Below are 22,152 nucleotides of genomic sequence, written 5' to 3'. Positions count from 1 at the left end.
AGATACGACAACGGCAGAGCTAAGCCTGCCGTTGTCGCTTGTATCGTTAACCGCAAATACTTACATTAGCGGCCGCTATTGCCTCGCGGCTGGCGCAGGCTGCCAATCACCGATTCCAGTGCGCGATCAAACAGCATGCCGTCATCCAGCACCCGGATGCGCCCTTCTTTTAAGGCTTTGGCTAAGCTTGGACGGTCTTCCTCGGCGACCTTCATACCGGTGCGATTGACAAAAATGTATTTGCCCGTGGGCTTGATAATCGCCGCTAAGCGGCAACGGTATGCCTCACCAGAGGCCGAGACCATCTCAAACCAGCTGCCCTGAGTCAGGTTAGACACCAGCGCGAGATGCTGGGTATCAATATCATCCGTGCTGGCTGTGTCGGCGACTGTAGGCTCAACCACCTCTGCACTGGCCACGGCCGGGCTGACAGGTTCAGGTTTTTCTTCGGCCGTTTTGCCGTAATCGGGCTCTAAAGTCTCAACCACGGCCACCGTATCGGGTACTGACGGCTCGGCCACTACCGGAGCTGCCGGCACCTCAGGCTGTTTCGCTCGAGTAACCGCTTCAGGCTCCTGGCTAAGCGGCGGCGTTGATTCCGGCTTATCGGGCGGTGCTGCGGCCTCTGGCGCGGCTGCTTTAGGCTTGCTACGCAAGATCTCTAAATGCAGCTTTTCAAGTGACTTAAACAGCTGTCCCATTTGGTAGGGGTTAAAGGCAATATCCTCTAAGCCGTTGCGTAATTCAGCCAGCAGGCGCGGCACCAACTTAAGCAACCGCTGGCGGTTATCACCGGTCATCACTGCCGTGGTGCTCCACACCAGCTCGCGCGCGGTTTGCAATTGCTTAGCAAACGTCTCGCTCTCGGGCCCCTGCTTTAAACAGGTAATAAACAGTACATTCGACCAAGCACTGGCCAGTAACTCGGCAGCAGCTGTTGGCAACGCAACACCCGCGGTGACCTCTTCCAGGGCGGCATCGACGTCGGCACGGGCGCGCTGAGACTTCGCCTTGCCGTCTTCGGCATCAATGGTACGCTGCTCCAAAATCTTTGAGCGGCGCTTTTCTTTCTCCTGAAAGGCGCGAAACTCCAGCAATAAGCTATCAAAGATGCCCACATCTTTGCTGAAGTCGCTTAGTACCTTCGCCACGGTTTGGTCGATCTGGCGGTACAGCATATCTTTACCGCGATTTTCTTCGCCGGTATCTTGCCAACCTAAAGCCGCCGTTGCCATCTCGTTCAGCAGGCGCCGCGCGGGGTGGCCGCCTTTGCCAAAAAACGATTTATCAGCCACGGCCACTTTAATCATAGGGATCTGCAAGCGTGCCAATTGCGCCTTCATGGGGGCTGCCAGGCTGCGATCTTCCAAAATAAACTCAAACATCATACTCACGAGGTTAATAACGTCCTCGTCAATATCGTTAATCTGCCGCTCACCGGCGCCCCCGCGCGCCAGCAGGTGGCCCACTTGGGTTTTAATGTCGTCCGCACTTAGAGTGTGCGAAGCACTCGCCTGAGGCGCCGAGCGCTGCTGCGCCAGGGTTAAAATACTCAGTAAATCTTGCGAGGACAGGCTTGGCCCGGCAGGCGCCGCCTGTGACTGGGCCGCCGATCCGCCTTGCGCCTTTAGCAGCTCGCGCAAAGTACCCAAAAGCTCTTCGGCGTTTTCGTCCTGCCCTTGATCGCCCTCGTGGGTATTAGACTGCTGCGGCCTCTCGGCCGATTTTGAGGCACTGGACTTGGTCTTACGCGCCACCGCGCCACCGCGCAGCGAGGGTAAAATGTTTGCCTCAATTAAATGCTGGTTTAGCTCGTCGTATAATGTGCCCAGCTGGCACATCACCAAGCGATCAAACAGTTTGAGCAACACCAGGCGCGCCTTTACATCAATATCGATACCGCTAGAGGCAGTCACAAAGGCAGTACATACTGCATCGCAACCCACAGGGTTGTTCTTTTGATACACCTTAACCGGTACCAGCTGATCCATACGCAGAGTTAAGTGCTGCACACGCTCAGAGTATTGCTCGTTGGCTCGGTTAACCATGGTCTCGCTGGCAACCATCTCTTCCAGCTCGTCGTTGGCCACCAAGGCAAGGTTATCGAGGTTGGTCGACTCGTCGTCACTATTCGGCTCAGGAAACGCTTGCGCGTCCATAATGCGGGCAAAGCCCACATCAATCTGGTAAAAGAAGTCCGCCTCGGTGTCTTTGCGGTGCAGACGCACCTGACGCATCGAGTCAAAGTAGAGGTTTTGTTCGTGATTATTGGTGGCTTGGTCCGCCAGCTCAAATAAGGCATCGTCGGCCTTATCAAATAAATTGCGCAACAAGCCCTGCAGGCTCTGACGCGCTTTTTCGCGCAGCGCGTGCATAGCCGCCGGCATACGTGCCAGCACAGCCTGGGGTTCTCGTCCCTGGGTTGCTTTTACCTCACGCTCGGCCCTGAGCGACACAACATTTTCGTGGTTAGACGATTCGGACATGGTGATAACCCGGTAAGGGAAACTCAAAATAAGGACTTGTTCACATCTATAAGTATATGCTGCACAACACAAACTCCCAATAACAAAAGCCGGTATTGCGGCATCTATCACATTTAAGGCTAAAAACAGCCTCCAACTATAACTTTTCTTGCGCCACCATAAAATAACTGTATTTTTGGTTATAAGTGGTGTCACGCATTACAACATAAGCCTAAATCGCGCCACTATCCGGGTCCGCCATCAGCCAACCAAGCCACTCAACAACCGGCCGCAAATCTCATACAATAGGCCCCTTTACCACTCAGGGCTTTACTATGCTTAGCGAATACGCCGACCAAATCCCCGGCCTGCACCGCGACCTTATTAAAAATGTAACCGCCGCCCTGGACGAAGACATCGGCAGTGGCGATATTACCGCCCTATTAATTCCCGCAAAGCAACACGCCAAAGCCCGCATTATTACCCGCGAGGACTGCACTTTTTGTGGTAAAGACTGGGTTGAAGAGACGTTTCGTCAACTAGACCCAGACGTTACCATCACTTGGCACTTTGCCGACGGTCAGCGCGCCACCGCCAATAGCACCCTATTTGAGTTAGACGGCCCAGCCCGCAGCCTGCTTACCGGCGAGCGCACCGCCCTTAACTTTGTGCAGCTGCTTTCGGGGGTAGCCACCACCGCTCAACAATACGCCCAGCTGGTAGCGGGTCTGCCCATAAAAATCCTCGACACCCGCAAAACCCTACCCGGCCTGCGCAGCGCACAAAAATACGCCGTCGCTTGTGGCGGCTGCCATAACCACCGTATCGGCCTATACGACGCATTCTTGATAAAAGAAAATCACATAGCCGCCGCCGGCAGCATCAAGGCCGCCGTAACCAAAGCCCGCGAGATCGCCGCCGAGAAACCGCTAGAGGTAGAAGTAGAAACCCTTGCCGAGCTAGATGAAGCCCTGGCCAGCGGCGCGGATATTGTGATGCTAGACGAGATGAGTTTAGAAGATGTAAACCGTCACCTAGAAGGCAAAGCCTTTACGGCACAGCTAGAGCTATCGGGCGGGGTAGACATTGCGCAAATCAACGCCCAGAAAAGCTTATTTAAAAATATCAGCCGGATATCTGTGGGAGCACTAACCAAGCATTGCCGGGCGGTGGATTTGTCGATGCGGGTCGGATAAGGCTGACTTCGGACGCCTGCCGTGATGAAGGAACTTAACTGAAGCACTGGAACTTCTTCACATAAGAAATCACGGGGCCGGGACCTCAAGGCTGAGCACCTAGCCCCGGCTCCTCCGCATTCGAACCTCATAAAAGGCACGCGCCCAGCTCGAGCTCCCGCCTGCCCCAGCCGCCAACTATTGTAATTAGGCCCGACACTCCGTCGGAGCGTAGCGTGAAGGCAATGTTCCCTGGGTTGGGCCGCCAAGCGCCACTCCATTAGGCAGCGGCCCACTGGACGCGCTGCTACACTGCCAGGCAAGTGAGCCGTCGGCGGACTCATAGGCCGTTAACACCAAAGTATTATTCACGATCTCAGGGTTTGCGTTAACACCAAAGGTCACCACAATTTCCCCAGCCACCACATCTACGGACAACACATACTGGCCACTGGTATCGGTGGCAGCCGCACTCATGCCCGCCCCAGCCCTATCAAGCGGAACCACGGCACGATTTATATAGGTTTCGGCGATAGCCGACTTAGCGGCCGACGCCAAACTCATCCCCTCCGTAACCTGAGAGCGAATGGTGTAATCTTTATAAGCTGGCAACGCTACCGATGCCAAAATGCCAATAATTGCCACCACAATCATTAGCTCTATTAGAGTGAAGCCTTCATTGTTTTTCATAGTAGCCTCAAATATTTTCTAAAGCGTTCATCGACACAACAACCCAAACGAATACGAAACTAGCCCGAGCGTAAAAAAAGCCGCCTCTGGTTACCCAAGAGGCGGCTTTTAGTCAGTAGCCTCAGCTAACCGAACTTAATGCATCTTAAGTGCGGCACTGTGAAGGAGCGTACTGGGCTGGCAACGTGCCAAGAGTAGGACCAGAAAGTGCTGCACCACCAGGAACAGGGCCCGCGGTGGCACTATTACACTGCCACGCGATAGAGCCGTCAGCAGACTCGTAAGGAGTCAGGACCAAAGTGTTACCATTGATATTGGCGTTCACATTAACACCAAAGGTCACAGTAATTTCGCCATTTGCCACCGCAACCTGAGAAACATACTGGCCATTGGTGTCAGTAGGGGTTGCGGACATGCCAGCCCCGGTACGATCTGCCGGCGCTACACCACGGTTGATATAAGTTTCGGCTACAGCAGTTTTAGCCGCAGATGCCAAGCTCATACCTTCAGTAACCTGAGAGCGGATGGTGTAATCTTGGTAAGCTGGCAGTGCAACCGCCGCCAGAATACCGATAATCGCAACCACGATCATCAATTCGATCAGAGTAAAACCTTGTTGTACTTTTTTCATTAGAGCCTCCAAGAATGCTCAAAGTATAATCGTTAGATATCTATCCGGGCCCTTACGAGCCTAAACTACCCTGAGCAAAGTGTGGGCCAACAATCATGATCGCGACATGCCGCCTCAACAACCGCACGCCGAGCTTAAAAAAACCTTAAGCGCTGCCCCCCCACGACCAACATTGACCAAAAACGTCACATTGGGGCCGTAAAAATGAGTCGCACCACACAAACATTGCCAACAAGGCCAACAGTTCGTAAAGTAAACGCTGATAAGAGCCTTTATACATAAGGCATTAAGCTTGCAACCTAAACTACTACACGAACAAAAGCATTTAAGCCTATGGCAGCACTTAACGGATTGGCAAAGCGACTGGTTAGCGATGGCTTGCTGGATGAAACTCTAGCCGCGAGCGGGCTGGCCGAAGCAAACAAACAAAAATTGCCGTTTGTTATCTATTTGGTGCAGAGCGGTGTGCTAGATGCCAAAACCCTGGCTCAGGTCGCCGCCGACGAGTTTGGCACCCCGGTATTTGACCTTAAGGCCCTTAACCCGCAATCGATGCCCAGCAAACTGGTGGATGCCAAGCTGATTGAAAAGCACCGCGCTCTGCCCTTAATGCGTCGTGGCAACCGTTTGTTTGTCGGCGTGGTCGACCCCACCAACCTGCACGCGCTAGACGAGATTAAATTTAATACCGGCATTAACACCGAGGCCGTGTTAGTCGAGGCAGATAAACTCACCGTTGCCATCGAGGCCTACATCAACGCCAATGAAGAGAGCATTGGCGATGCCTTGGGTGGGCTGGACGATGAAGACTTAGACGGGCTAAGCACCGAAGGGGCCGCAGTAAAAGAGGATGACGAAACCAGCGAAGCCGACGAGGCGCCCATTGTGCGCTTTATTAATAAAGTACTGCTGGACGCGATTAAAATTGGCGCTTCTGATATTCACTTCGAGCCCTACGAGAAGGCCTACAGGGTTAGGCTGCGCACCGACGGCATATTGCAAGAGGTGTCGCGCCCGCCCATTAACTTGGCCACCCGACTGGCTGCACGCTTAAAAGTGATGTCGCAAATGGACATTTCCGAGCGCCGGGTACCTCAGGACGGCCGGATTAAAATGAAAATATCCAAAACCCGGGCCATTGATTTTCGGGTGAACACGCTACCAACGCTGTTTGGCGAGAAGATCGTACTGCGGATTCTGGATCCAAGCTCCGCCAAATTGGGCATTGATGCGCTGGGCTACGAAGACGCCCAAAAGAAGATGTACCTGGACGCACTGGAGCAGCCACAGGGAATGATTCTGGTCACGGGCCCCACCGGTAGCGGTAAAACCGTATCGCTGTATACAGGCTTAAACATTCTTAATACCGAGGAGCGCAATATCTCCACCGCCGAAGACCCGGTGGAAATTAACCTTGAAGGCATTAATCAGGTACAAATGAACACCAAGGTAGGCCTAACCTTTGCCGAGGCGTTGCGCTCATTTTTGCGCCAAGACCCCGATATTGTAATGGTGGGTGAGATTCGCGACCTGGAAACAGCCGAGATTGCCATTAAAGCGGCACAAACCGGCCACTTGGTACTCTCTACCCTGCACACCAACAGCGCCCCCGAGACCTTAACCCGCTTGCTTAATATGGGGGTGCCAGCGTTTAACGTGGCCACCAGCGTTAGCTTAATTATTGCCCAGCGCTTGGCTCGCCGCCTGTGCCCCAAGTGCAAAAAACCGGCAACCGATATACCACCGGAGATTTTGACCGAAGAGGGGTTCGACGATATCGGCATCCCACGGGAGGAGTTTGAGCTGTTCCACCCGGTTGGGTGTGACTCTTGCTTAAAAGGGTATAAAGGCCGTGTGGGCGTCTATGAAGTAGTTCGCATCACATCAGCGATATCTAGCCTTATAATGGAGGGGGGAAACTCACTTCAAATAGCCAAAGCAGCTAACGAGGCGGGTTTTAATAACTTAAGAGTTTCTGCGCTGCGCAAAGCAGCTCAAGGCCTAACCAGCTTGGAAGAAGCCAATCGAGTGACCAAGGATTAACCATGGCGACCGCAACCGCGCAACAAAAAGCAAAAACACGCAGGCCAACCAAAGCCGTCACCTCTTCGACCTTTGTGTATAAAGCTACCGACAAAAAAGGCAAGGCGGTACAGGGGGAGACCAGCGGTACCAGCCCGGCATTAATTCGTGCTCACTTACAAAAGCAAGGCCTACTTGTTAAATCGGTTAAGAAAAAACCGAAACCCTTATTTGGCGGCAGTAAGAAGAAAATTAAACCTAGCGATATCGCGGTATTCTCTCGGCAAATGGCCACTATGATGAAAGCGGGTGTACCACTGGTTCAGGCATTTGATATTGTTGCCGACGGCTTGGACAACCCATCGGTTAAAGAGCTGGTGCATGAAATTCGCGACGAGGTCGCTTCCGGCACTGGCTTTGCTCCAGCGCTGCGCAAACACCCTCGATACTTTGACGATTTGTTTTGTAACTTAGTCGATGCCGGTGAACAGGCCGGTGCACTTGAGACCATGCTTGACCGGATTGCCACCTATAAAGAAAAAACCGAAGCGCTAAAGGCCAAAATTAAAAAGGCTTTAACCTACCCGATTGCCGTAATTTTGGTGGCTGTAGTAGTTACCGCTATTTTGCTTATTAAGGTAGTACCTCAGTTTGCCGAAACCTTTGGCAACTTTGGTGCTGAGTTACCCGCCTTCACTCTATTTGTATTACACCTCTCGGATCTTGCCAGGGCATATTGGATACAATTTTTGTTTGGCGCCATTGTGCTATTTTTTGTCTTCAAGGAGATTAAACTACGCAGCCCTAAAGTGGCTTATGCAGTCGATAAATACATGCTTAAACTCCCTATTATTGGGGATATATTATATTTATCAGTAATGGCCCGATTCGCCCGAACACTGTCAACCACCTTCGCAGCAGGTGTTCCTCTTATCGATGCACTAACATCCGTTGCCGGTGCGGCAGGCAACCGTATTTACGCCGACGCCATTGTTAGGGTAAGAGAAGACGTATCGACCGGTATCCAGTTAAATACCGCCATCCGTAACCAAGGGATATTCCCGTCACTTTTGATCCAGATGGCCGCCATTGGTGAAGAGTCGGGTGCGTTGGACGAGATGCTGGATAAAGTAGCAGCTTATTATGAAGAGGCCGTGGATAACAAAGTCGACAGCTTATCGTCGTTGCTAGAACCCATGATTATGTCAGTACTGGGCGTTTTAGTGGGTGGCTTGATGATCGCCATGTACTTGCCTATTTTCCAAATCGGTCAGGTTATTTAGCTAGATGTCGACAGCCTCTTTTATAGCCAGCGAGTACAGCTGGTTTGTGTATATTGTTGCCGTTTTATTTGGTTTAACTCTCGGCAGTTTCTTCAACGTAGTCATCCTGCGCCTCCCCCAAATTATGGAGGCGTCTTGGCGTGAGCAGTGCTGCGAGCTGTTAGAGCAACCAAACGACACACCAGCAGAAAAGCTCGGCTTGGCCTTTCCGGCCTCTCACTGCCCCAAGTGCAAAGCCGCTATTAAGCCCTGGCAGAATATACCGGTTATTAGCTATTTACTGCTTAAGGGTAAATGCGCGAACTGCAAAGTACGTATATCCCCCCGCTACCCAATTATTGAAACTATAACAGCGCTTTTGTCACTGGCTATTGTGATTAAGTTTGGGGTAACCGCCACCTCTGGTGCGCTGCTGTTTTTGACTTGGGCGCTGCTGGTATTAACGGTTATTGATATCGACACCCAGTTACTGCCCGATGACATTACCCTTCCCTTGGTGTGGCTGGGGTTGATTGTTAATTACTTTGGCTTAGTCACCGATTTACCCAGCGCTTTATGGGGCGCTGTATTTGGTTATTTATCACTCTGGTCGGTATTTTGGCTGTTTAAGCTGCTGACCGGCAAAGAGGGAATGGGCTACGGCGATTTTAAATTACTCGCGGCCTTGGGCGCCTGGATGGGCTGGCAGATGCTGCCACTGATTATTATTTTATCGTCGCTGGTGGGTGCGGTTATTGGCATCGGCATGATTTTAATAATGGGCCGCGATAAAAACATACCCATTCCGTTTGGTCCCTACTTAGCTATTGCCGGCTGGATTGCGCTGCTGTGGGGCGATGAAATTGTCGCGCAGTATTTGCAAGTGGCGATGGTGGGGTGAAGGAACGGGGAACGGATCGTGACGAACTAATGCAGTACCGTCCACCGTCCACCGTCCACCGTCCACCGTCCACCGTCCACCGTCCACCGTCCACCGTCCACCAACTAAGATAACGCGTTCGCTGGAGTTCACATGGCCCACCGCTTAACCATCGGCCTTACCGGCGGTATCGGAAGCGGTAAAAGTGCCGCGTCGGCTTGCTTTGAGCGGTTAGGGATTTGCGTGGTGGATGCCGACGTCGTCGCCCGCGAAGTCGTCGAACCTAACACCCAAGCCCTAGCCGATATCGCCCAACACTTTGGCCCCGCAATTATACAGCCTGATGGCACACTTGACCGAGCGCAACTGCGGCAACTTATTTTTGCCGACCCCAGCCAAAAAGCCTGGCTGGAGGCGCTGCTGCACCCCATTATCAATCAGCGCTTAAAAGAGCAACTCACTAATGCCCAGTCGGCGTATGTGGTGTTTGTATCGCCATTGCTGCTAGAGACTACCCAGCACCAGCTCACCGATCGTATATTGGTTATCGACTGCCCGCCAGAGTCACAAGTAGCCCGCGCCGCACTGCGGGACAATATTGCACCGGCGCAAATCGAGGCGATTATGGCGACCCAGTTAAGCCGCACCGAGCGATTGGCCCGCGCGCAGGATGTACTGCACAATCATGGCAGCCTGGATGACCTTGAGGTGCAGGTTGGTAAGTTGCATCAACGTTATTTGGCTTTGAGCAGTAGGCTCGATTAGGTTGTCGCGTGGTATTTCAAGCTCTCAGACCCTGGATCCCGGGTCCCCGCTTCGCTACGCCCAGGATGACGGTGTAGTAGAGTGTGTGCTGGGCTCGGCATCTCACCGTCGTTCCCATGAAAATGGGAGCCCAGTGGCTTTGATTTACCGCGCGCCGTACTTTGCCAACTTGCGGCACCGCTCAACTCAAGGGATAATCGCGGCCATGAATGATGATGTGATTAAACTCAACTGCCCCACCTGCCAAGCCACTGTGTACTGGAATGACAAGTACCCGCACCGCCCATTTTGCTCCGAGCGCTGCAAGTTAATCGACTTGGGGGAGTGGGCGAGCGAGGGTCACCGTATACCGGGCGAGGATGCCCAGGCTAAGAATGACGAGTTTGAATAAAAGAAGATCGGATGATTGACGCCGAACGGCAGGCCTGAAGATAAATGGTGCTTGCGCGCTTTGCAGATGAATTGCGAATCTCGGCAGGCAATGAGGGCGAGAGAGTGACGACTCCCTTAGCAATTTAACAAGAGCCTAGCCATAAACTTGGCTCCAACATCAGCCGTCCGACGTCAGACTTTCACCGCCCCACCACGCCGATATAGCGGCAACGCCCTGCCCGCCGGCGAGCTGCGCCTTATTAATATCGCATTCGGTCATACCCCCCAATGCGTATACGGGCATCTTTGCCTGAGCGGTAAGCTCGGCAAATGTATCCCATCCCATAGGACTGACATTGGGGTGTGAGGAGGTCGCCTGCACCGGCGACAGCACCAGATAGTCGAGCCCTAAATGATTCGCCTGGGCGATATCGTGCGCATTATGACAAGAGCCACCCACCAAACAACCCGAGAAACTCGCGGGCCGTTGCGTCAACTCGTGCAACCGCTCGCTGTTTAAATGTACTCCGTCTGACTCACATTCCGCTGCAAGCGCAATGTCCGTATTGATTACAAGCTTAGCGCCATACTCGGCGCAACGTGCCTTAACCTTTTGTGCCAACGGCTTTAATCCGTCTGGCGATAACTGTGGGGCGCGCAGCTGAATCAGGCGAAACCCTTGTGTTAACGCGTTATCAAGTCGCACTAAAAAATCCGCCTCAGAGTCAAACGGCCCGGTAATAAGCATTCGCTCAGGCAACTGCAAGGCATTGACGATAGGGTAATTGGCAGCGGGGAACGGGTATTGATTAAGCTCGGCGGCCGTTACCCAGCGCACTGGCTGCCCCTCTTTGCCAATGGGCGTACCGCTAACGTTTAGTACGCGGTGTACATCGAGCAATACGCGCTTATCGCCATAGTCGTGGGCAATTTGAATCACCGGCTGAAACTTATTGCAGTGCACGTCTAGCTCTTCATAGAGCTCACGGGAAAGCGCCTGCTGGACGGTTTCGCCCGGCTCGACCTTACCGCCGGGAAACTCCCACAAACCACCCTGGTGAGCGGTTTGTGGGCGCTTGGCGATTAAGATGTTTGCGTCTGAATCCGTCAGTACACCAACGGCCACATGCACTTGCTTCATATTAGGTGCGGTAGTCGGCGTTTATACGCACATACTCGTAGGATAAGTCGGTAGTCCACAGGGTTTCCTGTGCCGCACCACGGCCCAAATCAATAGCGATGGTGATGCGCTCGCCATTCATCACTTGCTGACCCTGCTCTTCGGTGTAGCTGGCCGCGCGGCCGCCGTGCTCGACGATCAACACATCGTTTAAATGCACGGTCACGGCCTCGTCGTCCAGGTCTGTAACGCCGGCATAGCCAATGGCAGCCACGATACGGCCCCAGTTAGGGTCACTGGCAAACAGCGCCGTTTTAATGAGTGGCGAGTGCGCTACGGCGTAGGCCACTTTTAAGCACTCATCGTGATTGGCGCCGCCAGTCACATCGATGGTAACGAACTTAGTGGCGCCTTCACCGTCGGCGACAATGGCCTGTGCCAGCTCGGTGGCCACATCGATCACCGCCGCGCGCAACAGCGCATAATCGCCTGAGCTGGTATCACTAATAACCGCGTTACCCGCCTGGCCGGATGCCATAAGCATGCAAGCATCGTTGGTCGAAGTATCGCCATCAATCGTGATTCGGTTAAACGACAACCCGGCCGACTCGCGCACCAACTTTTGCAACACATCGGCCGCCACGGCGGCATCGGTAGCAATGTACCCCAACATGGTCGCCATATTGGGGTTGATCATGCCCGCGCCCTTGGCAACGCCATTCACGGTCACCGTCTGACCGTCCAGCACCAGCTGTCGGGTTGCCCCTTTCGGCCTAGTATCGGTGGTCATAATGGCGCGTGCTGCGCGCTCCCACGCATCTTCACAAGTGCTTTGACACAGCGTGGGTATTACTGAGGTAATTTTAGCGACGGGTAGTGGCTCGCCGATAACCCCGGTAGAAAACGGCAACACCTGTGCCTGAGCGACACCCATTTGCGCCGCAACGCTGGCGCACACGGTTAACGCGTTTTGGTAACCCGAATCGCCGGTGCAGGCGTTGGCGTTACCCGAGTTAATAATTAAATAACGCGCCTCGGCCTCGGCAAGATGCGCGCGGCACACCTTAACCGGCGCCGCGCAGAACGCATTTTGCGTAAAAACCCCGGCCACAGAACTGCCGGGCGCCAACGCAAACAGCAGTACATCGTCGCGCCCAGGCTTTTTAATACCGGCGCCCGCGGCGGCAATGGCAACACCCGCCACCGGCGGCATAGAGGGAAACAGATATTCACCTACAGCCATGTTATGAACTCTCTTAAGTCAGCGTACCGTGACACTGTTTATATTTCTTCCCTGAGCCGCAGGGACACGGATCGTTGCGGCCCACTTTGCGGCCTTCGCGGGTAACGGGTGCGGCGCCCGCCTGACCGGCCTCGGGGCGTTTAGCGCCCTCGGTGCCCATGGCCGAGGCCTCATCGTGAGTGAGCTGCATTTTTTGACGCGCCTGAGCCTCTTCCGCCATACGGCGGCGTTCCATTTCTTCCATTTGCTCGCGGCTAACCGGCTCGACCCGCGCGAGCATATTAATCGACTCGCGCTTAACGGTCTCGAGCATTTCCTGGAACAAGAAAAAGGCTTCGCGCTTGTACTCTTGTTTAGGGTTACGCTGCGCGTAAGAGCGCAGGTTAATGCCCTGGCGCAAATGATCCATACTGGCTAACTGCTCTTTCCACGAGTTATCCAGCACCTGCAGCATCACCTGACGCTCGATCTCGCGCATGACCTCACCAATGCGCTCACACTTCTCGCTATACGCTTGCTGTACTGCTTGCTGAATACGCTCGCGCAGGGTTTCTTCGTGCAGGTTGTCGTCTTCGTTCAGCCATTGCTGCACCGGCAGCTGCAAACCAAAGTCCGCTTCTAATTGTTTCTCTAAGCCTAGGATATCCCACTGATCCTCAATGGATTGCGGCGGTACGTGGGCACTGACCAAATCACCCACTACATCTTCACGCACGTTGGCAACGGTGTCAGAAATGTCTTGTGCCTCTAACAATTCGTTGCGCTGCTGATACACAATTTGCCGCTGATCGTTCGCCACATCATCGTATTCCAACAGTTGCTTACGAATATCAAAGTTGCGCCCTTCGACTTTGCGCTGCGCTTTTTCGATGGCGTTGTTCACCATGCGGTGCTCAATCGCCTCGCCTTTTTCCATGCCCAGCGCTTGCATTAAATTACGCACGCGATCTGAGGCAAAAATACGCATCAGGTTGTCTTCGAGCGACAGGTAAAAACAGGTAACCCCCGGATCCCCCTGACGACCGGCACGACCACGCAGCTGGTTATCGATACGACGCGACTCGTGCCGCTCGGTACCGATAATGTGTAAGCCGCCGGCTTCAATGACTTGCTGGTGACGCACCTTCCACTCGTTTTTAGCTTTTTCTATTTGTGCCTCAGAGGCGTTGCCAAGCGCCGCCACCTCGGCCTCCCAGCTGCCACCCAACACAATATCGGTACCACGACCCGCCATGTTGGTGGCGATAGTGACGTTACCGGGGCGGCCGGCCTGAGCGATAATCTCGGCTTCTTTTTCGTGGAACTTAGCGTTAAGCACCTGGTGCGGAATACCGGCTTGCTTTAAGCGCTTAGACATTTCCTCGGAGGTTTCAATCGAGGCGGTACCCACCAAAATGGGCGCGTTGTTTTTACGATACTCTTCAATATCGTGCACAATCGCATCAAATTTTTCCGGGATCGATAAGTACACCAAATCGTTTTTATCGATGCGTTGGGTGGGACGGTTGGTGGGGATAACCACCACATCCAAGCTGTAAATATCGCGAAACTCAAACGCTTCGGTATCAGCGGTACCTGTCATGCCCGACAGGGTTGGGTACAGGCGAAAGTAGTTTTGAAAGGTGGTCGAGGCCAGCGTTTGACTCTCGCTTTGAATCCGCACGCCCTCTTTTGCCTCAATCGCCTGGTGCAAACCCTCGGACAAACGCCGGCCCGCCATGGTACGGCCCGTGTGCTCGTCAATCAGCACGACTTCGTTATTTTGCACAATGTATTCGACATCGCGATGAAACAATGCGTGAGCACGCAGTGCCGAGTTTACGTGGTGCAGTAAGCTCAGGTTAGCGGCCGAGTATAAGCTGTCTGTTTCTGGCAGTAGCTCGGCGTCAATCAATAGCTGCTCGACATGCTGATGACCCTGCTCGGTCAGCTCAACCTGACGGCTTTTCTCATCCACATAGTAATCGCCCTCTTCTTCGTCTTCTTGCTGACGAGTCAGACTGCCGATGAGTTTATTCATGCGCTGGTACAGCTCGGCGCTGTTTTGCGTGGGGCCCGAGATGATCAGCGGTGTGCGCGACTCATCGATCAGAATCGAATCCACCTCATCCACCACAGCAAAGTGCAGCTCGCGTTGGACTTTGTCTTCTTTGCGCATGGCCATGTTGTCGCGCAGGTAGTCAAAGCCAAACTCGTTGTTGGTGCCGTAGGTAATGTCGGCGCCGTAGGCTTCGCGCTTGGCATCGGTCATTTGGCCCGACTGAATAACACCTACGCTCAGCCCCATAAATTCATACAGCGGCTGCATCCAGGCCGCATCGCGGCTCGCCAGATAATCGTTGACCGTAACAATATGCACACCTTTACCGGTAATCGCCCGCAGATAGCTTGGCAAAGTGGCCATCAGGGTTTTACCTTCACCGGTGCGCATCTCAGCGATACAACCTTCGTGCAGCGTCATACCACCAATTAACTGCACATCAAAGTGGCGCATACCCAAAACGCGATGGCTGGCCTCTCGCACGGCGGCAAAAGCCTCCGGCAGAATCGCGTCGATTTTTTCACCGTCGGCGAAACGCTGCTGAAACTCGGCAGTTTTGGCTTTTAGCTCCGCGTCGGAGAGGGCCTGCATTTGCTCTTCCAGCTCATTAATGCGCGCTACGGTTTTGCGCATACGTTTCAGTACGCGATCATTTTTGGAGCCCAAGACCCACTTAGTCACTTTAGCTAACATGCAATAAATCCATAAAATCAATAAACGTCTGCGCCGCTGCCCTAAGACAACCGCGCTACAGCCTGAAGCTCAGGCACAATAGAGAGAGAGATGAAAACCGAAAGAGGGTTATCGCAAGGTGCGATGTATGTACGAGGCAGGGTCGACAGAGCGGCCATTTTTGTACACTTCAAAGTGCACATGAGGCCCCGTCGAGCGACCCGTCGAGCCCATCAACGCAATGACCTGGCCCTTTTTAACAACGTCGCCAACTTTTACTTTGTTTTCTTTGTTATGGGCATATCGGGTCGAGAAGCCACCACCGTGATTAACCTCAACCAAATGCCCGTAGCCGTCCCGGTCGGCCGACCAGGTAACAACACCAGCGGCCACCGCAATCACATTGGCGCCTTCCTTGCCGGCAAAATCAACTCCGCCATGCCAGGCCACTTTACCGCTAAACGGATCAGTACGCCGCCCATAGCGCGAGGACATCCAGCCTTTTTCGATCGGGCGGCCGGCCACAAAAATATCTTCTTTAAGGCGCCGGTTGACCAGTAGCGCATCCAGAGTCTCTAGCTGTTGCTCGCGATTGGCGATCTGCCGGGATAGCTCATCGATAGCATCAATAAAGCGAGGAGGTGAATAGGCATCACCTAACTCGGCCTCCTCCGGGCCACCTAACGCGGGCAATTGGCTAAAATCAAACTCACCAGAGTCTAACTTGGCTATATTGGTGAGACGCTCGCCCAAAGCATCCAACCGCACCAGCCGCGCCTGCAGCTCGGCCACTTTTAAGGTCAGAGCAGCGACTTCGGAGCGCGCCCGCTGGCGACTCTCTAAAACCTGACTTTGCTGCTCGGCGAGCGCGGTATCCCAGGCCCGACGGGATTCAGCGGTAAATAAGTCGCTGTTATTTTGCGCCACCAGCAAGTGGTAACCCAAAACACCTGCAACCGCCGGCAATCCTAAAATGCACACCGACAGTAACGCACGCGTCCAGCCGCCCAGCGTAATGCTGCGCGCGTGACCGTGGCGTTTACTGACCAGAATAATCTTCATGTCGGTTTGCTTAGGGGTAACCTTTTGTTTGTCTTTTATTAAACGGCTAGCAAAAAGTAAGTACTGACACACCCAGAACCCTAAGCATATCGCTACATTTTACGCCATTTTACGTACATACCATGGTTATATCGCGCCGTGATTTTATTTCGATTTGATTATTTGCGCGATTAATTTTGCCAACTATATAAAAAAGGCCCGCAGAGTACAATCTGCGAGCCTCATTTTACGGCCAATTATCGTCGCAACGATAACCAGTCGAGAGCTATACAGCGAGCAGCGGTTTCATATATGAAATAGGCGCTGCATTTTCGTCATCAAAGGTGACCACTTCCCAAGCGTCTTTTTGCGCAATTAGCTGACGCAACGACTTATTGTTAAGCGCATGGCCCGATTTATGAGCCTTAAACTCACCAATCAAGCTATTACCCAGCAAGTACAAATCGCCAATGGCGTCTAACACTTTGTGTTTAACAAATTCGTCTTCGTAGCGCAGGCCATCCTCATTGAGGATACGGTACTCATCGACCACGATGGCGTTATCGACGCTGCCGCCTTTGGCCAAACCCTTTGAGCGCAAGTACTCAATCTCGTGCATAAAACCAAAGGTGCGCGCACGGCTAACCTCTTTTACAAACGAGGTACTAGAGAAATCGACGGAGGTCTCGAGGGCCCGCCCCTGAAACACCGGGTGATCAAACTCGATCGAAAAAGACACTTTAAAGCCATCAAACGGAATAAAGCTGGCGGTTTTGTCGCCGTCTTGTACGGTCACCGGGCGCTTGATGCGAATAAACTTCTTCGCCGCCGCCTGCTCCTGGATGCCCGCTGATTGAATCAAAAACACAAACGGACCAGCGCTGCCGTCCATAATGGGCACCTCTGGCGCGCTCACTTCGACAATCGCATTGTCGATACCAAGCCCGGCCATGGCCGATAGCAGATGCTCTACCGTGGATACTTTTACATCACCCTTTATCAGGCTGGTCGACAGCGTGGTATCGCCCACATTCTCGGCCTTGGCCTCAATCTCAATCACCGGGTCAAGGTCGACGCGACGAAACACAATACCGCTGTCGATGGGGGCAGGTAACAGAGTAAGATAAACTTTTTGCCCGGTGTGAAGACCCACACCTGTGGCGCGAATGGCATTTTTGAGGGTACGCTGTCTGATCATTGTTGGGTTTGGCTCTATATAGATGGTGTAAACAAACATCCCGTGCAGGCGTTATACTCGATCGCGCAAAGTCACGACTAATTGACGAAGATTCCGACATTAACCGTCACTTTCACAGCAGTTTCGACCCTAATACAAACGTCAGGCCCCAACAAAACCACCGCACAGCGATATCGCCCATCTTTTATGGCTGCGTAAAGCGGCGAACTATAGCAAAAAATGCCCAGATTCACCAGCCATTAACAAGTGGCCGCACAAAGCTGGTGCGGCCTTAAGCGCCCCGCACACCGCGACTATCGCGGTACGGGGCACACCTGTTTAATGGTTTAATCGGCCTGGCGACGCAAGAATGCTGGAATGTCCAGATATTCCATATCCTTGTCGACCGCCGGCGCTGCGGCCGCGGCTTGGCCACCGGCATTGCGCATAACCGTTGGGCGATCCAGTGCGGAGTAATCCAGCTGACCATCGGCGCGACGAGTGTTATCCACCACCACTTTGGTGGGCGCTTTGGCGGCTTGCTCGGCAATACCCAGACCAGTAGCTACCACAGTAACGCGCAGCTCGTCTTGCAGCTCTGGATCGATTACGGTACCCACAACGATGGTCGCATCATCGGAAGAGAACTCGGCAATGGTCTCGCCCACTTCGCCATACTCACCCAACGACAAATCCATACCGGCGGTAATGTTCACCAAAATGCCGCGCGCACCCTGCAGGTTAACGTCTTCCAGCAGCGGGCTGCGGATAGCCGCTTCGGCCGCTTCACGGGCACGGTTATCACCGGTGGCGTGGGCGGTACCCATCATCGCCATACCCATTTCAGACATAACCGTTTTCACATCGGCAAAGTCGACGTTGATCATACCGGGGCGGATGATCAGATCGGCAATGCCCTGTACAGCTCCCTGCAACACACTGTTGGCCGCTTTAAAGGCATCCAGCAAGCTGGTGGCCTTACCCAGCACCGACAGCAGTTTTTCGTTGGGAATGGTAATCAAAGAGTCAACACGCTCCTGCAGCTCTTTAATGCCGGCTTCCGCTACCTGCATACGCTTACGGCCCTCAAACGGGAACGGCTTGGTGACCACCGCAACCGTCAATATATCCATGTCGCGAGCCACTTCGGCCACAATAGGTGCCGCACCGGTACCGGTACCACCGCCCATACCCGCGGCAATAAAGACCATATCGGCGCCCTCAAGCACCTCGGCGATACGCTCGCGATCTTCCATCGCAGCGTGGCGGCCGATCTCGGGGTTAGCGCCCGCACCCAGACCCTTGGTCATACTGTTGCCTAACTGCAGAGCAACGCGGGCATCGACATCTTTAAGTGCCTGAGCGTCGGTGTTGGCACAGATAAACTCTACACCCTCGACATTATTTTCAATCATGTGTTTTACGGCGTTGCCACCACCACCGCCGACACCGATAACTTTGATCACTGCATTTTGTGGCATGCTGTCTACGAGCTCGAACATGGCTTTATCCTCTCTTCCGTAAAGTAAAATTTAAAAGTTAAAAAATAAAATTAAAAAATTAAAATTCGCCCTGAAACATTCTTTTCAGTTTGCTAAAAAAAGTAGGTTCGCTATCCGTTGCCGGTGTTGTGTGATTTTCACCTAAATGTTGCTTAACGGCGTACTGCAACAGCCCCACACCGGTGGAGTAAATCGGGTTATTAACAATATCGGACAGCCCCGTAATGTTTTGCGGGGCACCCAGCCTTACCGGCATATGAAATATTTCCTCGGCCAACTCGACCACGCCTTCCATTTTTGCGGTGCCGCCGGTTAACACAATGCCCCCGGGCAACATGTCTTCAAAACCACTGCGGCGTAGCTCGGCCAGCACCAAGGTAAACAGTTCGTCATAGCGCGGCTCGACCACCTCGGCCAACGCCTGGCGAGATAAGTTGCGGGCGGCGCGATCGCCAACACTTGGTACCTTGATGGTTTCATCCGGGCCAGTCAGTTTTGCCAGTGCGCAGGCGTATTTAATTTTTATCTCTTCGGCATTTTGCGTTGGGGTGCGCAAGGCCATGGCAATATCGTTGGTTACCTGATCGCCGGCGATGGGGATAACGCCCGTATGACGGATCGCGCCATCGGTAAAAATGGCGATATCTGTGGTACCACCACCGATATCGACAATACAAACACCCAAATCGCGTTCATCATCGGTGAGTACCGAGTAGCTCGAGGCGAGCTGCTCTAAAATGACATCTTCAACCTCTAAGCCGCAGCGCTTAATGCACTTTTCAATATTTTGCGCGGCATTTACCGCGCAGGTCACCAGGTGCACTTTTGCCTCAAGCCGCACACCCGACATACCCAAAGGCTCTTTTACGCCCTCTTGGTCGTCGATTAAAAATTCTTGCGGCAAAATATGCAGAATTTTTTGATCGGCCGGAATCGCCACCGCCTGTGCGGCATCAATCACACGGTCAACATCCTGCGAGAACACCTCGCGATCCCTAATGGCGACAATCCCATGGGAGTTCAAACTGCGGATGTGACTGCCGGCAATACCGGCGTAAACCGAGTGTATTTGGCAGCCAGCCATTAACTCAGCCTCCTCTACCGCACGCTGAATGGAGTGGACGGTGGATTCGATATTCACCACCACACCCTTTTTCAGCCCGTTAGAGCGACACGAGCCGATACCGACGATTTCCAAATCCCCGTCCGGGGTAATGGCGCCGACGATGGCTACCACTTTGGATGTGCCGATATCCAAGCCCACTATCATTTTGTTGTCGTTTGAGCCCGCCATTTAAATGGACCTCTTTCCCCAATACGTAAAGTGTGTGAGTTAACTGGCCTCTTCCACCAGCACTTCATATTCATCCGACCAAGCTACCGCAAGGCCGTTGGTATAGCGCAAATCAACTCGCACTACGGCGTCAAACTGCGGCACTAGATGCTCGTCATACACCAGCAAAAAGCGCTGTATTTTTTCCGCCAAATCATCTTTGCCTAACACCAGCTCGACGCCGCCATTTAAGGTGATGCGCCAGGTGCTGAGCTCATCAACCCATAGCCGCACGATGGTTAAATTGCGTGAGCGCAGCAAACCAGACAAATCCTGATACTGCTGCATAATCCTTGCTGACTGTTCTTCGCGGCCACTCAGCTCGGGCAAATCGCTTAGCAGCTGTGTCTCGCGAGTGGCAATAACTTGACCGCGCTGATTTAAAAACCCTGTGTTACCCCAACGTGCAATAGGCACTTGCTCGACTAGTGTTACCACCAATGCACTGGGCAGGCTGCGGGTAATCACCGCGCGTTCAATCCAACTGTGCCGCTCAATTTTTTGCTTTAGCTGAGTAATATCCAAATCGACAAAATCGTTATCGATTGCCGCACCAATTAAGTCAGTGGCGGCCTCACGGCTGACAAAGTGAAACGGGCCTTCGACTCGCACTTCGTCGACCGGGTGCTGCAAAATCCGCTTGGCCGCGGCACCACCATAGTGATAAACACCAAAGCCAATGCCAGCGACAAACACCACCAGCGAAACCCGCGACACCAACACAAACAGGCGAGCAACCACTGACGAGCTGGAAGAGCGGCTGGCACCTTTGGGTGTCGCCTGACGGTAGCCTTTGGCGCGCGCCGCTCGTTTGCTCATCAGCTTAAACTCTCCGACAAAATCGCCAGTATCAAAGCATTAAAATCCAGCCCCGTCGCCTTAGCGGCCATGGGCACCAATGAGTGATCGGTCATCCCGGGAACGGTATTCACTTCAAGCATCTGAAACACCCCGGCACTGTCGCGCATCACATCAACCCGGCCCCAACCACGACAACCAATACTGCGAAATGCTTGTAACGCTTGCGCCTGAAGTTGCTGCTCGGTCGTCTCATCCAAGCCACAAGGGCACAAGTAGCGGGTATCGTCGGCAAAATATTTAGCGTCGTAATCGTAAAAGGTATGGTCTGTTTCGAGCTTTATGGGTGGCAATGCCCGCTCACCCAAAATCGCCACTGTGTATTCCGCGCCGGTAACCAATCGCTCGGCAATTACCACGGCATCAAACTTAGCCGCTGCCACGTAAGCGTTTTTTAGCGCGCCTGGACTACTCACCCGAGCCATACCGATGCTCGACCCCTCGTGAGCGGGCTTAACCATCACGTCGCCGCCCAACGTATGTAACACATCGGCCCAATCTGATTGCTCGTTGAGCACTGCAAAGTCCGGAGTATTAACACCTATACCGCGCCACAACTGCTTGGTGCGCAGTTTATCCATGCCAATGGCCGAGGCCTGCACATCGCTACCGGTGTAGGGAATATCTAAATACTCCAGCACCGCCTGAATACGGCCGTCCTCGCCACCGGGGCCATGTAGCGCAATAAACGCCCGATCAATACCGGCTTTTTGCAAGTGATCGATGCTGTGTTCGCCAATATCGATAGCCACATGCTCGACACCCAGCTCAGCCAGCGCGGCAACTACCGCCGCACCGCTGCGCAGCGATATCTCGCGCTCGGCCGAACGACCGCCAAACAATACGCCGACGCGCCCAAGCTGCTTGATTAACTGGCTGTTTTGTTCTTTCATTAATACATCC

At 53.4% G+C, this 22,152-nt stretch carries 18 protein-coding genes; 6 read left to right on the top strand and 12 right to left on the bottom strand.

What is annotated here, in order from left to right; all coding sequences use genetic code 11:
• Window positions 1-65 precede the first annotated feature (65 nt).
• Window positions 66-2,486: a DUF1631 domain-containing protein gene (locus SD69_RS05990; RefSeq protein WP_052480929.1), complete on the bottom strand. Its 2,421-nt coding sequence runs from the start codon at window positions 2,484-2,486 to the stop codon at window positions 66-68.
• Window positions 2,487-2,800: 314 nt separating this feature from the next.
• On the opposite strand from SD69_RS05990, the gene nadC reads away from it, so the two are divergent.
• Entirely contained in the window at window positions 2,801-3,661 is an 861-nt protein-coding gene (gene nadC / locus SD69_RS05985; protein ID WP_052480928.1) for a carboxylating nicotinate-nucleotide diphosphorylase, read from the top strand.
• 186 nt (window positions 3,662-3,847) lie between these two features.
• Here nadC and SD69_RS05980 read toward each other — a convergent pair whose 3' ends face one another.
• Window positions 3,848-4,330, bottom strand: a complete 483-nt coding sequence (locus SD69_RS05980; protein WP_041522486.1) for a pilin — start codon at window positions 4,328-4,330, stop codon at window positions 3,848-3,850.
• A gap of 145 nt (window positions 4,331-4,475) precedes the next feature.
• The gene (locus SD69_RS05975) at window positions 4,476-4,961 is read right to left on the bottom strand and encodes a pilin (protein ID WP_041522485.1); all 486 of its coding nucleotides are present in this window, start codon (window positions 4,959-4,961) and stop codon (window positions 4,476-4,478) included.
• A 333-nt stretch (window positions 4,962-5,294) separates the two neighbouring features.
• Between SD69_RS05975 and pilB the strand changes: the two genes are divergently transcribed.
• From pilB to yacG, 5 genes are all read left to right on the top strand, one after another.
• Window positions 5,295-7,004, top strand: a complete 1,710-nt coding sequence (gene pilB / locus SD69_RS05970; RefSeq protein WP_041522484.1) for a type IV-A pilus assembly ATPase PilB — start codon at window positions 5,295-5,297, stop codon at window positions 7,002-7,004.
• Window positions 7,005-7,006: 2 nt separating this feature from the next.
• On the top strand, window positions 7,007-8,266 hold the full coding sequence (locus tag SD69_RS05965; protein ID WP_052480927.1) for a type II secretion system F family protein: 1,260 nt from the start codon (window positions 7,007-7,009) through the stop codon (window positions 8,264-8,266).
• A 4-nt stretch (window positions 8,267-8,270) separates the two neighbouring features.
• Window positions 8,271-9,146 (top strand): prepilin peptidase, encoded by an 876-nt coding sequence (locus SD69_RS05960; protein WP_041522483.1) that lies wholly within the window; start codon window positions 8,271-8,273, stop codon window positions 9,144-9,146.
• Window positions 9,147-9,278: 132 nt separating this feature from the next.
• On the top strand, window positions 9,279-9,890 hold the full coding sequence (gene coaE, locus SD69_RS05955) for a dephospho-CoA kinase (RefSeq protein ID WP_041522482.1): 612 nt from the start codon (window positions 9,279-9,281) through the stop codon (window positions 9,888-9,890).
• A 205-nt stretch (window positions 9,891-10,095) separates the two neighbouring features.
• A complete protein-coding gene (yacG, locus tag SD69_RS05950; RefSeq protein WP_041524491.1) occupies window positions 10,096-10,281 on the top strand; it encodes a DNA gyrase inhibitor YacG in 186 nt (61 codons plus the stop codon).
• A gap of 159 nt (window positions 10,282-10,440) precedes the next feature.
• Here yacG and SD69_RS05945 read toward each other — a convergent pair whose 3' ends face one another.
• The 9 genes from SD69_RS05945 to SD69_RS05905 all read right to left on the bottom strand — a co-directional run bounded on the left by SD69_RS05945 (window position 10,441) and on the right by SD69_RS05905 (window position 22,142).
• Window positions 10,441-11,403, bottom strand: a complete 963-nt coding sequence (locus SD69_RS05945) for a Nudix family hydrolase (protein ID WP_041522481.1) — start codon at window positions 11,401-11,403, stop codon at window positions 10,441-10,443.
• A gap of 1 nt (window position 11,404) precedes the next feature.
• Window positions 11,405-12,625 carry a bifunctional glutamate N-acetyltransferase/amino-acid acetyltransferase ArgJ gene (argJ, locus tag SD69_RS05940; protein ID WP_041522480.1) on the bottom strand — a complete coding sequence of 407 codons (1,221 nt, stop codon included), beginning with the start codon at window positions 12,623-12,625 and terminating at the stop codon, window positions 11,405-11,407.
• Window positions 12,626-12,638: 13 nt separating this feature from the next.
• Window positions 12,639-15,359 carry a preprotein translocase subunit SecA gene (secA, locus tag SD69_RS05935; protein ID WP_041522479.1) on the bottom strand — a complete coding sequence of 907 codons (2,721 nt, stop codon included), beginning with the start codon at window positions 15,357-15,359 and terminating at the stop codon, window positions 12,639-12,641.
• Between the two features lie 108 nt (window positions 15,360-15,467).
• Window positions 15,468-16,400, bottom strand: coding sequence for a M23 family metallopeptidase (locus SD69_RS05930; RefSeq protein WP_041524490.1), 933 nt, complete (start codon window positions 16,398-16,400; stop codon window positions 15,468-15,470).
• Between the two features lie 265 nt (window positions 16,401-16,665).
• A complete protein-coding gene (gene lpxC, locus SD69_RS05925) occupies window positions 16,666-17,577 on the bottom strand; it encodes a UDP-3-O-acyl-N-acetylglucosamine deacetylase (RefSeq protein WP_041524489.1) in 912 nt (303 codons plus the stop codon).
• 326 nt (window positions 17,578-17,903) lie between these two features.
• On the bottom strand, window positions 17,904-19,058 hold the full coding sequence (gene ftsZ, locus SD69_RS05920) for a cell division protein FtsZ (RefSeq protein WP_041522478.1): 1,155 nt from the start codon (window positions 19,056-19,058) through the stop codon (window positions 17,904-17,906).
• Between the two features lie 58 nt (window positions 19,059-19,116).
• A complete protein-coding gene (gene ftsA, locus SD69_RS05915) occupies window positions 19,117-20,352 on the bottom strand; it encodes a cell division protein FtsA (RefSeq protein WP_041522477.1) in 1,236 nt (411 codons plus the stop codon).
• A 39-nt stretch (window positions 20,353-20,391) separates the two neighbouring features.
• Window positions 20,392-21,210 (bottom strand): cell division protein FtsQ/DivIB, encoded by an 819-nt coding sequence (locus SD69_RS05910; RefSeq protein WP_041522476.1) that lies wholly within the window; start codon window positions 21,208-21,210, stop codon window positions 20,392-20,394.
• Window positions 21,210-22,142, bottom strand: a complete 933-nt coding sequence (locus SD69_RS05905) for a D-alanine--D-alanine ligase (RefSeq protein WP_041522475.1) — start codon at window positions 22,140-22,142, stop codon at window positions 21,210-21,212. Before SD69_RS05905 ends, SD69_RS05910 begins: the two co-directional genes overlap by 1 nt.
• Window positions 22,143-22,152: the final 10 nt, after the last annotated feature.

Source organism: Gilvimarinus agarilyticus (genome assembly GCF_000832015.1).
In the GTDB taxonomy this organism is placed as follows: Bacteria; Pseudomonadota; Gammaproteobacteria; order Pseudomonadales; family Cellvibrionaceae; genus Gilvimarinus; species Gilvimarinus agarilyticus.
Note: the sequence above shows the minus strand (reverse complement) of the source record. Positions and strands in the feature narration are given on the sequence as shown.

Coding starts and splice junctions, on each gene's coding strand:
- SD69_RS05990 (WP_052480929.1), bottom strand. CDS start 2,486: ATGTCCGAATCGTCTAACCACGAAAATGTTGTGTCGCTCAGGGCCGAG.
- nadC (WP_052480928.1), top strand. CDS start 2,801: ATGCTTAGCGAATACGCCGACCAAATCCCCGGCCTGCACCGCGACCTT.
- SD69_RS05980 (WP_041522486.1), bottom strand. CDS start 4,330: ATGAAAAACAATGAAGGCTTCACTCTAATAGAGCTAATGATTGTGGTG.
- SD69_RS05975 (WP_041522485.1), bottom strand. CDS start 4,961: ATGAAAAAAGTACAACAAGGTTTTACTCTGATCGAATTGATGATCGTG.
- pilB (WP_041522484.1), top strand. CDS start 5,295: ATGGCAGCACTTAACGGATTGGCAAAGCGACTGGTTAGCGATGGCTTG.
- SD69_RS05965 (WP_052480927.1), top strand. CDS start 7,007: ATGGCGACCGCAACCGCGCAACAAAAAGCAAAAACACGCAGGCCAACC.
- SD69_RS05960 (WP_041522483.1), top strand. CDS start 8,271: ATGTCGACAGCCTCTTTTATAGCCAGCGAGTACAGCTGGTTTGTGTAT.
- coaE (WP_041522482.1), top strand. CDS start 9,279: ATGGCCCACCGCTTAACCATCGGCCTTACCGGCGGTATCGGAAGCGGT.
- yacG (WP_041524491.1), top strand. CDS start 10,096: ATGAATGATGATGTGATTAAACTCAACTGCCCCACCTGCCAAGCCACT.
- SD69_RS05945 (WP_041522481.1), bottom strand. CDS start 11,403: ATGAAGCAAGTGCATGTGGCCGTTGGTGTACTGACGGATTCAGACGCA.
- argJ (WP_041522480.1), bottom strand. CDS start 12,625: ATGGCTGTAGGTGAATATCTGTTTCCCTCTATGCCGCCGGTGGCGGGT.
- secA (WP_041522479.1), bottom strand. CDS start 15,359: ATGTTAGCTAAAGTGACTAAGTGGGTCTTGGGCTCCAAAAATGATCGC.
- SD69_RS05930 (WP_041524490.1), bottom strand. CDS start 16,400: ATGAAGATTATTCTGGTCAGTAAACGCCACGGTCACGCGCGCAGCATT.
- lpxC (WP_041524489.1), bottom strand. CDS start 17,577: ATGATCAGACAGCGTACCCTCAAAAATGCCATTCGCGCCACAGGTGTG.
- ftsZ (WP_041522478.1), bottom strand. CDS start 19,058: ATGTTCGAGCTCGTAGACAGCATGCCACAAAATGCAGTGATCAAAGTT.
- ftsA (WP_041522477.1), bottom strand. CDS start 20,352: ATGGCGGGCTCAAACGACAACAAAATGATAGTGGGCTTGGATATCGGC.
- SD69_RS05910 (WP_041522476.1), bottom strand. CDS start 21,210: ATGAGCAAACGAGCGGCGCGCGCCAAAGGCTACCGTCAGGCGACACCC.
- SD69_RS05905 (WP_041522475.1), bottom strand. CDS start 22,142: ATGAAAGAACAAAACAGCCAGTTAATCAAGCAGCTTGGGCGCGTCGGC.